At 43.6% G+C, this 11,634-nt stretch carries 8 protein-coding genes and 2 tRNA genes; 4 read left to right on the forward strand and 6 right to left on the reverse strand.

Annotated features, from left to right (window positions below):
• Positions 1 to 66: 66 nt before the first annotated feature.
• The 3 genes from BLQ60_RS04885 (at position 67) to BLQ60_RS04895 (ending at position 3,868) form a co-directional block, all read left to right on the forward strand.
• On the forward strand, positions 67 to 1,560 hold the full coding sequence (locus tag BLQ60_RS04885; RefSeq protein ID WP_092616834.1) for a tetratricopeptide repeat protein: 1,494 nt from the start codon (positions 67 to 69) through the stop codon (positions 1,558 to 1,560).
• 89 nt (positions 1,561 to 1,649) lie between these two features.
• Positions 1,650 to 3,278, forward strand: coding sequence for a helix-turn-helix transcriptional regulator (locus tag BLQ60_RS04890; RefSeq protein WP_143005183.1), 1,629 nt, complete (start codon positions 1,650 to 1,652; stop codon positions 3,276 to 3,278).
• 194 nt (positions 3,279 to 3,472) lie between these two features.
• Positions 3,473 to 3,868 carry an SH3 domain-containing protein gene (locus BLQ60_RS04895; RefSeq protein WP_092616838.1) on the forward strand — a complete coding sequence of 132 codons (396 nt, stop codon included), beginning with the start codon at positions 3,473 to 3,475 and terminating at the stop codon, positions 3,866 to 3,868.
• Positions 3,869 to 4,291: 423 nt separating this feature from the next.
• On the opposite strand, the gene BLQ60_RS04900 is transcribed toward BLQ60_RS04895, so the two are convergent.
• The 3 genes from BLQ60_RS04900 to BLQ60_RS04910 all read right to left on the reverse strand — a co-directional run bounded on the left by BLQ60_RS04900 (position 4,292) and on the right by BLQ60_RS04910 (position 7,748).
• On the reverse strand, positions 4,292 to 5,593 hold the full coding sequence (locus BLQ60_RS04900; RefSeq protein WP_092616840.1) for an ABC1 kinase family protein: 1,302 nt from the start codon (positions 5,591 to 5,593) through the stop codon (positions 4,292 to 4,294).
• A 148-nt stretch (positions 5,594 to 5,741) separates the two neighbouring features.
• The gene (locus tag BLQ60_RS04905) at positions 5,742 to 7,121 is read right to left on the reverse strand and encodes an MATE family efflux transporter (RefSeq protein WP_092616842.1); all 1,380 of its coding nucleotides are present in this window, start codon (positions 7,119 to 7,121) and stop codon (positions 5,742 to 5,744) included.
• Positions 7,122 to 7,280: 159 nt separating this feature from the next.
• Positions 7,281 to 7,748: a DMT family transporter gene (locus BLQ60_RS04910; protein WP_378235227.1), complete on the reverse strand. Its 468-nt coding sequence runs from the start codon at positions 7,746 to 7,748 to the stop codon at positions 7,281 to 7,283.
• A gap of 202 nt (positions 7,749 to 7,950) precedes the next feature.
• Between BLQ60_RS04910 and hemW the strand changes: the two genes are divergently transcribed.
• Entirely contained in the window at positions 7,951 to 9,105 is a 1,155-nt protein-coding gene (hemW, locus tag BLQ60_RS04915; RefSeq protein WP_092617418.1) for a radical SAM family heme chaperone HemW, read from the forward strand.
• Between the two features lie 40 nt (positions 9,106 to 9,145).
• Here hemW and BLQ60_RS04920 read toward each other — a convergent pair.
• The 3 genes from BLQ60_RS04920 to BLQ60_RS04930 form a co-directional block, all read right to left on the reverse strand.
• Positions 9,146 to 9,221: transfer RNA gene (locus BLQ60_RS04920), tRNA-Lys, on the reverse strand.
• A 163-nt stretch (positions 9,222 to 9,384) separates the two neighbouring features.
• A tRNA-Lys gene (locus BLQ60_RS04925) sits at positions 9,385 to 9,460 on the reverse strand.
• A gap of 249 nt (positions 9,461 to 9,709) precedes the next feature.
• Positions 9,710 to 11,542 carry a long-chain-acyl-CoA synthetase gene (locus BLQ60_RS04930; RefSeq protein WP_092616846.1) on the reverse strand — a complete coding sequence of 611 codons (1,833 nt, stop codon included), beginning with the start codon at positions 11,540 to 11,542 and terminating at the stop codon, positions 9,710 to 9,712.
• Positions 11,543 to 11,634: the final 92 nt, after the last annotated feature.

Here is an 11,634-nt window from a genome sequence, read left to right on the forward strand (position 1 = left end):
CACTTGGCTCGTAGAATAGAGCCTATTTTTTCAATTCATAATTTTCAATTCATCCACGGAACAGCTATGACCAAATCAACACCACAGATTGAAAACAAAAACAATGTGACGGGCAATAGCGCACAGCAATCGCAATCTGCATTTGAACAACAACTTCGCCAAAAAGCACAACAGGGTGATGGCGTGGCATGTTTCCAATTGGTGGAGCATTTCGAGCATAAAGCGCCTGCGCAGAACAAGCTCGAATCGCAAAATCGCATTAATCTGCTCATGCAAGCCTCGAATCAAGGTGTCGGTGCTGCCAGTATTTTGCTTGGACGTTGGTATTTGACAGGGCATTACGTGGCGAAAGATTCTGCCAAAGCGATTATGTTTTTTGAGCATGCGGGCAATGTTTGTAAAGACTCATATGGATTTTACCAGTTGGCGGAAATGTTCCAAACAGGCAAGGGCGTGAGCGTCAATGCCGAAAAAGGCTTGGATTATTTGAAAAAAGCCGTTGCAATGAATAATCCCGAAGCGATTTTTACCTATGCCAATCAATTGCTGAAAACCGATGTGGCACAAGCATTTCAATTGCTCAAAGACAATTATAAAAAGCAAAAGCATTTGAAAAGCCTACTGTTTATCAATGATGCACAGCAACTCGATCAAGACAAAGTACAGCAATATCTCAAGGAACATGCCGAGCAAGATTCATTTGCCAGCGCACTGTATGCGTTTCGACTACTCCAAGCAGGCGATGCAAAACAAGCGATTGCTTATGCCGAGCGTGCGATCAAGGACAATAATCCGATTGCATTCTATGTGCGTGCCTTGATCGAATTACAAGATGACAAAGGCGATGCGCAAAAGGCACAGCAATACATGCTCCAAGCGGCACAGTTCGGTCATGTCGAAGCCGCCTATCGTGCAGGTATGACCTGTTTGCAACAGGTTGACCAGTTGCCTGATGAGGCGTCGAAAAAGCAGATGTTGCAACAGAGCTTGCAACTGCTTGCGCAGGCAGCACAGTCTGGTTTCGACGCGGCGCAGTTTTCTCTTGGGCAATGTTGGTTACAAGGTATTGGCGTAGAGAAAAATCCGAAAGAAGGTATGGCGTGGATAGAGCGAGCAGCACAGCAAGGCAATATCGATGCGACATTTGCTTTGGCGTTGAATCTGCCTGTGGAGCATGAGCAACATTTACCATTATTGAAACATGCCGCCGAGCAAGGTCATACCAAGGCGATGATTTGCATGGGGATTTATGCGCAGAATCATGAACAAGCGGAAAAGGGCTTGGAATGGTTTGAATTGGCGAAATCTCGGGGCGAGATTCGTGCAGATTATATGCTTGCTGTGGCTTATCGTGATGGCTTAGGTGTCGAAGCAGACAGTGCTAAAGCGATTGAGCTATTCAAAACTGCTGCTGACAATGGCGATGCCGATGCCATGTATGCGCTGTACCAAGCCTATCGAGATGGCGAAGGTGTGCGCAAAAACAAAAAATCTCAAGCCAAATATTTGGACATGGCAAAAACTGCTCAGCATCCAGATGCCTTAAAAATAAGTGAGTAAAATCACGCTTTCCTGAAAAAGCACAACGGCGTATATTGTTTTGAGGATATTATTTCAAATCAATCTATGTGTTGTGGCGGGAGATGTTGATGGTTGAGCGTGGTATTGAGTCTGAGCTGTTATCTGCCTTCCAGCAAACGGTGATGGATGGTAAGCGCTGGTTTGAGCTCTATCAACATCTTTCCCAGCACTCTCCAGAAATTGAAAGCATGGGTGCAGATTCCACCTTTGAAAAAGGCGTGCTGGAGAGTATCCGCTTTAAGCAAAACCTCGAACATCAATGGCGGATGATGAATCATGTCTTTGATCATCTGCCTTTTGCGGTGTTGTTTCTGGATCAACATGGCAAGGTTTTACATCAAAACTATCAATCCAAATACTTGCTCAATCAGGTCAATCTACTCGCAAAATTGCAAGCACTGTGCAAATCATCACACCTTGAGCATGTTGTAGATGAAGAATATCACGTGACCAACCTGATGGTGGAGCGTGACGACGATGCTCAAAATCACACCTATTGCGTAGGCATGGTGCCTTATCAAGATCGCCATCATCAAAGTTTTATTGTCTATGTCTTTGATGAACATATTGTTTTAGATCAAGTAACTTTGCAAAAAAATTATCAAATTAGTAAGGCAGAAGCACGGGCGCTCTATGCTTTAATTCGATATGGGCGTAGTGATTTGGCGATAGCACATCTGCATATCAATATCGAAACATATCGCACCCATCTGAAACGGATGATGCAGAAAACGCAGACCCATAGCCAAGCCGAGCTGATCAAAAAAGTCATGTCTGGGAGCTACTGGCTCGGCAAAATGCGACAACTTGAATACACGCAAGACACCACGCCACTCGCTGATTTAATAGATAAAGCCATCATTGAAATCGGTGATCGCAAAGGCAAAGTTATTTTTGTGATTCCGAGTTTCTTTGGTATTGCATGGGATCTGACCGAAGATAAAATCTCCTATTGGAAGTTATGGTGTTTGGAGCATGATTTGTGCTTGGTGGTGCTCAATACACATCATCAGATCTCTCACCGAGATTGGTCAAAGGGTAATCTGCCTAAGATTTGTGAATTATTGGCAACGCAGATTACGCAGTATATCGCTCATCACGATCTCGATGTGACTGAGGGTGTGGAGATACTGGGGATTCATACAGGCGCTGCATTTGCACTCAATCTTGCAACGCACCTTGATCTAAATGTGCGAACGGTCAAGTTGGTTTCGCCGATTTTGCCAAGACAGTATATGTCGAAGCAACATTTTCATCATGCGGAATATATTAACATCACCAAGATCAATAAAATTCCACACACTGCATGGTTTGCAATCGCCCCGCATATTGTAGAGCTGGCTGCCAAAGATATGGATCTGTATTTTGCCAAACGAATGGAACGCCAACAGCATCTTGAAGATCGCCTCAAAGTGCAACGCTGGCAAAACAGCGAATCACTCAAAACATTATTTGCGAGCTATCTCAGCAAGGCGAGTTATAAGATCGCTTTTGATGTCAATCTGATTGATAAATCATGGGACATTTCGCATCCGTCTCATATTGCAGTGCACTGTTTTGCAGGAAGCGATGATATTTATACCAATATCCAAAGTATTCAGCATTTTGCCGAGCAAGTGCATGTTACGGCGCATATTCTCCCCAATGAAAAGTATAGTCTCTCGGATCGCAGTTGGCAGAGCATTTTGCTGAATTGATTCACTTATATTTACAAATTAACAAGTTTTAATTCTCGTAAATCACCCATATGGGTGATGTTGTACAGTGCTAATAAAACTAAGCTCAATAGTGTGGTCTATTGAGTTGGATATCTCATTGGTTTATCTAACTAAAATTGTGATCACTACATTGGAATGAAGTAAAAAGTGAAACAACGTGTTTGGAGAATAATATGAAAACATCTCTTTTTGGCTTGATTTGTGTGAGCCTCATCATTGCACCGACTTTTAGCCATGCGGGTTTTGCAGACAGCTTACGTGATTTGCGTAGTTCAATCAGTCAGATTAGTGGTGCGACCAAAGAAGCCAGTGATTTAACCAAAGAAGTGACAGGGCTTACTGGCAGTGGTTCAGGTCAAGCCAGTGGCTCATCGGCAGCATCAGGACAGGTGCTCTATCCAAAGATCAATAATGTCAAACTCTATCAATCTGCCAATAAAGGCAGTAGTGTGGTGACTAAACTGTCTAAAGGCTCAGAAATGGTTTACTCAGGTAATAGCAGCGGAGCTTTTCACCAAGTAACTACCGAGCATGGTGATGGTTGGGTAGAAGCCAGCCTCGTGCAGTAAAAAAACTAGCATAAGCTAGAACAAAATAAGTATCGCATAAAGAAGCAAAAGCAATAAGCACAGAACATTGCGATACGAGTTAGCCTAAAGAGAAGGACAAGCACCTTCTCTTTTTTTATGCGAACGCGCTAAAACGCCAAATCAATTGAGTGAAAATTGAGGCAAAAAAAACGAAGCAACTCGGGGGAAGTTACTTCGCAGAGGAGGATAAGCGTAGAATAGACAAACTATTCATACCTTAATCCCATGAAAATGCTTGGGTGACATCTAGGGATATGTCTACAAGATAGGATAATATTAACAAGCAATCGTGCATTGTTATATTATAACAGTGTAAGTGTTTGATGGCAGGCTGTAACAGGCTTTACACGTACTTACATGATCTGTTGTAGCTAGAATCGCAGCTAGTATCAGTAGGCAGGATCAAATGTCTTGTTTCGGCACCAGCTGTTCAAACAAATCGTTTAAATTATCATGCACTTTGAGATTGATCAGATTCCAGTAATGTCCAGAAACAGTACGATTCACCATGAGTGTGTCAGGCGATGGCTGGAAACAGTCCCAATATTTCAAAGATTGCTTGGCGAGTCGCATACCATCATGATGTGAGGAGTTTTCAGCAAAATCATAATGCGTGACCAGTGGGCGCATCAGTACCTCTAGCCAGTCCAGATACAGTTGCTGCCGAATCTGACCTTTTTCGGTACGCACATTTAGCGTGCGCAAATCAGTTTCAATGGCAGCGATGTTTTGCTGTCGTGCCGCATTGATCAGATGCTTATAGGTATCGACAATGTCATGGCTGAGTGTTTTGACACCACCGTAATCATAGACTATCACACTGCCATCTTCACGAAAAGCAAAGTTACCTGGGTGCGGGTCGCAGTGAAAGCGTTTCAGATAAAAAATCTCTTGTCCGATGGCTTGGAAAAGACGACGCCCGAGCTCATTGCGCTTTTCCACAGCCCAAGTGCTTGCAGTCTCGATGCTTTCACCAACTTCTTGACTGAGCGTTAATATGCGCCGTGAAGAATAGTCTGGAAACACTGAGGGAATAATGATTTTATCATCGAGTTCGGCATGAAAGGTTTTAAACACATACAGATTTTGCGCTTCGATTTCGTAGTTCAGTTCGGTGTAGAGGCTTTCACGGATTTCATGGAAAATTTCATCTTGTAATTTACGATCAATTTTCAACACACCCATCAAACGTAGCGCTAAACGAACCTGTTTGAGGTCGCTTTCACAGGCTTCGTCTACACCTGGATATTGCACTTTGACCACCACCGCCTGACCATTGGGCAAAACGGCTTTATGTACTTGACCGATGGATGCCGCCGCAAAAGGTGTTTCATCAAAGGATTGGAATAATTCAGCAAGTGGTTTGCCGAGCTCCTTTTCCACTTGATTTTTGATCAAGGCAAAAGGCATGGCAGGGGCTTGACGTTGTAGTTTGGCGATTGCCGTTTGCACTTCGGCGGGGAAGATGTCTTTGTACTGTGAGGCGATTTGCCCGACTTTCATCACCGCACCTTTCATTTCACCTAGGGTTTCGGCGATTTTGACGCCAATCTCTTGGTAAAGTGCTGAGCGTGCTTGCAGTTTTTTTTCTTCGTCCGCATTGATGTTTTTGATCGAGCTAGTGACCGCTTTGCCTGCAATGCTGGCGGTCATGCCTGCCAGTTTCATAAACCGTCGACTTGCGGATGCTTTGTTGTCTGCCATAGGTTTTTCCAGAATGATCACCGTGACGATCTCAAGTGATCAAACATATTGAGTTCACAAAATGCTAATGCTTTGAATGTAAGGGTGAATTGCTCAACTTACAAGTGCGCTTCTGTGAGCAATAGTTACCTAGAGCAGAAAAGACGGTTCAGCTTGGCTGGGTCATCCGTATTTGTTGTTGCGCTTGATGTTTAAAATGTCGGTTATTGGCAATCAATCGGATCAACAGTAACACGCAGGCAATCGATAAACCAATGATCAAGCCAATCCATACTCCTTTGGCAGAGGCATTGGCATAGCGGGTCAGATAAATCCCAATCGGTAAGGCGATGATCCAATAGGAAATAAAGGAAATCCACATCGGGCTTTTGGTGTCTTGCATACCTCGCAAACAGCCACCAGCAATGACTTGCCATGCATCGACCAGTTGATAGGCGAGGGCATAGATCACCAAACCATATGCCACATGCAGTACGGCTGGATCATCATTATAAAGCTGGATCAGCCAGCCTCGTCCAAACCATAAGAAAATCATGGTACAACATGCCACAACCGTCGCCACCATAAAGCCCAATTTTTGCACTTTACGCATCGCATCAAAATTGCCTGCACCAAAGTGTTGTCCAACACGAATGGTCAGCGCTAAGGCTAACGACAGCGGAATCATAAAGAGCTGTGAAGTGATCGACATGGCGATTTGATGCGCTGCAATGACAATATCGCCAAGCGGACTAATCACCAGTGCGGCGGTACTAAAGATACTGATTTCAAAGAAAAAAGCCAAACCAATCGGCACGCCGAGACCGAGAATACGCCGAAACAAGATCGGATCAATTTTTTCAAACTTCTGGAAAAGTCGGGTCTCAGTAAAGGCTTTGCCACGATAGACATATGCCGCCAAGGCAAATAACATCAGCCATTGCAAAATCGCATTCGCTACGCCACAGCCTGCACTGCCCATCTCAGGCAGACCAAATAGTCCATGCATAAACACATAGTTAAATGGAATTAATAACGGCAAAGCCAACAAGCTAATCGCCGTCACCACTTTTGCTCGACCAAGTGCTTCGGTATAGCAACGGAGCACGGTATACATCGTCACCGCAGGCATACCAAAGGCAATGGCATGTAAAAAAGTGCCTGCTTTGTGATGCAGATTTTCAGGGATTTTTAAGGGTTCAAAAAATAACGGCATGAGTTGTAAAGCCAGCATACCCAAAAGCCCCAAAAGTAAGGCAATCCACAGCGCCTGATGGCTAATGTGCGCAATGTCTTTGTGTTTTTTAGCGCCCATCGCCGCCGCAACAAGCGGAGAGGTGGCAAACATGATACCTGTACACAGTAACATCACAGGCATCCACAAGCCGACCGCCACCGCAATCGATGCCAAATCTTCGGCGGAGAGCTGTCCAGCCATAATGGTATCAATCAAACCAAAACCCGCTTGGGCGAACTGGGTGATTAAAATAGGCAACATTAACTGCAATAAATGTTTTAACTCAAAACGCAGTTGACTAGACGCTGACATAACATCCTTAAATATTGATTAATTAATGCTCAAATAAAGCAAACTTGCACCACGACGAGGCACTTTAACACAGTGGGGATAGGCTTCACATGGCAAAGCACAGTTAATTTCGAGTCTAGTGAAAGTAAGCAGCGATTAGACGGCAATGTGATAATCGAATCAGCGTTGTAAGGTAAAAAGTATGCCGACAGCGATCAGAATCGCACCCAAAAGTCGTTGCCAATTGACAGGATTTTTCTCCACACCGATGAGTCCAAAATGATCTAATAACATTGACATGATTACCTGACCAAACAGCACCAATCCTGTAAAGGTCAAAAAACCGAGTTTTGGTGCGGTATAAATACTGGCTGTGATTGCATAGACGCCAAGCAATCCGCCAACCCATAGCCAGATCGGAATATCGCCGAGCTGAGTCAGCGTTGGCTTGGTTGCTGAACCGTTCCACATCATGACGAACATCATGATCGCTAAACAGATCGTGCCCACTAAAAAGGAAAAAAATGCGGCTTGAATCGGGCTGTTGAGATATTGACGGAGTTGGGTGTTGACGGCAGTTTGGGTCGCCATTGCCAAGCCAATGCCCGCTGCAAAAAGCAAAGGAATCAGCATTTCTGTAGCACGCATTATCGCTCTCGTAGGCTGTAAATATGGTCTTAGTAAAGCATGATTTAGTGATGGATTCTATGTTTGATTTTAGGCTAGATTCTGCGCTTGATTCGAGTACACATTTTTTGAAAAAGTGGCTGACCGAGCGTGTTAAACTATGCGCCGTTTCATTTTTCCTGATTTACTTTTTTTGCTTTTTATTTTATTTGCTGAGTGTTGCATGCATCCACTTTTTATCGCCGAAATTCCACTATCGCTGTATATCCATATGCCGTGGTGCGTGCGCAAATGTCCGTATTGTGATTTTAATTCGCATGAACTGGCAGGAGGACAGCTCAGTCAGAATTTGGAACAGCAATATATTGATGCGCTGATTGCAGACTTTGCGACACAAAAAGAATTTATTCAAAGGCGGGAATTGCACAGTATTTTTATCGGTGGTGGCACACCATCGTTGATTTCTGCGCCTGCGTATCAGCGATTATTCGATGCTTTAAAATCACAAATTGTATTTCAGAAAAATTGTGAAATCACCATGGAAGCCAATCCAGGCACAGTAGAGCACGATCCGTTTGAAGATTATTTAAACGCTGGAATTAATCGACTTTCGATCGGTGTACAGAGCTTTGATGTAGCACATTTAAAGCGACTAGGACGGATTCACAATCCTGACAACGCCAAATCTGCGATTCAAAATGCCAAAAGTGCAGGCTTTCAGCGCATCAATGTTGATCTAATGCATGGCTTACCACAGCAAAGTGTTGCACAAGCCTTAGCGGATCTACAGATGGCAATTGACTGCGGTGCAACACATATTTCATGGTATCAACTGACCATCGAGCCGAACACCGTTTTTTACCGCTCACAGCCGACTTTGCCTGATGAAGAGGTGCTTGAGCAGATTCAGCTTCAAGGCGAAGCGTTGCTTCGTGCGCATGGCTTTATCAATTATGAAGTGTCGGCATGGGCAAAAGAGCGACCGAGTCAGCATAATCTCAATTATTGGCAGTTTGGTGATTATTTAGCGATTGGCGCAGGGGCGCATGGTAAGGTGACTTTGCCAGATGGCATCTATCGTTTCCAAAAAACACGCATGCCCAAAGATTATTTAGAACAAACTCCTGCGCCAAATTTGCAATTTAAAGCGATTGCCGATGACGACATGCCTTTTGAATTTATGATGAATGCACTGCGTTTGAATGCAGGTGTGCCAAGTGATTTTTATCAAAAGCGAACAGGATTGGAATTATCAACGATTCAACCAGTTTTAGATGAATTACGCCAAAAGAATTTGCTTGATCAAGATATTGAGCAACTGAAATGTACCGAACAGGGAAGATTGTTTTTGAATACAGTGCTACAACAGTTTATCTAAAATAGATAAGCTGAAATATAAAGTATCAAATATAAGGAAATGGTGGGTCGTCCGCGACTCGAACGCGGGACCAATGGATTAAAAGTCCACTGCTCTACCAACTGAGCTAACGACCCTGAGCGAGAAAAAAGCACTGCTTTTTTCGAAGCGCAAGAGAAATTGAAAGGTATCAATTTCTTAGATATAAGAAAGAGTTATCTTACATCTGCTCATGTTTAGAAAGAAGATTACTTTCTAAAGCGGTTGTTTACAAGGAAATTGCAAACATATCGAAATAAATGGTGGGTCGTCCGCGACTCGAACGCGGGACCAATGGATTAAAAGTCCACTGCTCTACCAACTGAGCTAACGACCCTGAGGAGAAATTATCGATTAATTATCGATGATTTCGACGCAAGAGAAAATCAATAAAATTTCAATTTTCCTTGCCACATTAAAAAATAATGTGTCTTCATTTCGATGGAGCGTATTGTAGCAATTTATCTGATGAACACAAGGGAAAATTATCCTTAAACGATATGTTTGCTTATATTTGCATCATTTTAATGAAAAAAGCAAAGTCGAAACTTTGCTTTTTGATTAGATCAAGCACATTGCGAAAGGCTTAGAATCGATATTCACCTTGATTGATCTTGTTTAAAACGTCATTACTGACTTCGCAATATGCAGATTCACCAGGGAGTAACACTAAGATTTTTTCTTGGCATTGTTCTGGATCGAAGGCTTGCTCTTTGAGTTTGTTTTTGGAGTATTTGAATGTGCCTGTGGTTTCGATGTGCTTTTGGATGCGCAGAAAGACAGGCACAGCATAGGCTGGTAATTCAGCTTTGAATGCTTTGACCATACTGGCGAGATCGCCATCATCGAGCGATTTGCCATCTTGTAGGGTAATCGCTGCCATGCCCGCACGACCATTGGTATTGGGGATCTCGACACCGTAGACCACCGCTTCGGCGATTTTATCGTATTCAGAGACGATATTTTCCACTTGTGTGGTCGAAACATTTTCACCTTTCCAGCGAAAAGTATCACCGAGACGATCGACGAATTGTGCATGACGAAAGCCAATGTCTCGCACCAGATCGCCTGTATTAAAGTATTTATCACCTGTGCTGAGGACATCTTGCATAATAACCGATTCATTATTTTTGGCATCGGTATAACCATCGAAGGGTGAACGGCGTGTGATTTTGCCAATCAATAAGCCTGTTTCGCCTTTTTTGACTTTGCGACAGAAGCCATCCGCATCACGAATCGCCTCATTTTTCTCTTTGTCAAAGGCAATGATGGCATACGGTGTCGGGGAGAAGCCCACGGTATTTTCAAAGTTAAAAATATTGCTAAAGCCGACATTGCCTTCGCTTGAGGCATACAGCTCAAGAACTTCTTCAACGCCAAAGCGTTCTTTAAATTCATGCCAAATATTGGAGCGCATGCCATTACCAATCATTTTGCGTACACGATGTTGGCGTTCTTCAGGTGTTGGTTCACAGTCGAGCAAGTAACGACATAATTCCCCGACATAGCCGATTGCTGACGCGTCAAATTTTTGTACGTCTTTCCAGAAGTTTGATTTTGAGAATTTTCGGCGAATCGCAAGCGCCGAACCGCCCGCAATCACACCACACCAGCACACCACCATGCCTGTAGCGTGGTACAGCGGTAAAGTGGCATACATCACATCATCGGTATCCAGATTGAGCACATGACCATAAGTGCCATAGGCAAGCATCCAGCGATTTTGATTGAAAATCACCGCTTTAGGCATGCCTGTGGTGCCAGATGTATAAATGTAAAATAACCCGTCTTTCCCACAAATCTCTTGCGTGGCTGATGGATTATCTTGGCGACATGTTTTGCTGACCTGCGCTAGGTCTGTGAATGGTTTTGGCGCAGAGGTGCTTGAGTCATCATCGGCAAACCAAAAGAATTTGTCCTGTGCAAGTTGTAGATCGTTTTGAATGTCTAAGACCGCCTGTTGAACTTCTTCACCAATCACCACCGCAAACGGTTTGACGAGGTTAATGCTGTGGCTGAGCACTTTGCTAGTTTGCGCAGTATTGACCAAAGCCGAGACCACGCCGATTTTGGCAAGTCCGAGTACAGTGGCAACCAATTCTGGGCGATTTTCGATCATGACAGCGATGACGTCGCCTTTTTTCGCACCGATACTCAGAAAATAATCCGCAATCTGGTTTGCCCAGATATTTAATTCGGTATAACTAAACTGTTCATCTTCATAGAGCAGGGCACTGCCATCTGGATTTTTTTCAACGGCTTTTTCAAATGCCCAGCCGAGTCCACAGGTGGTGCTTGGTCGTCGTAGATAAGCATGCCTTAAACCACTCAGGACATTGGGAATTTTTTTTGCAAATTGCGGAACTTGTTTTATCACATCCGAAAGGGAAATTATATCTTTAGTCGGATCAATGCTCATTACCAAGCTCCTTTATATTTTCTATCATTAAAATGGATATGACTGTGTCATTTGATACAGTCATATAAAAGTGGAATGTATTTTGCGCATGA

It is taken from the genome of Acinetobacter marinus (assembly GCF_900096915.1).
Classification (GTDB): domain Bacteria; phylum Pseudomonadota; class Gammaproteobacteria; order Pseudomonadales; family Moraxellaceae; genus Acinetobacter; species Acinetobacter marinus.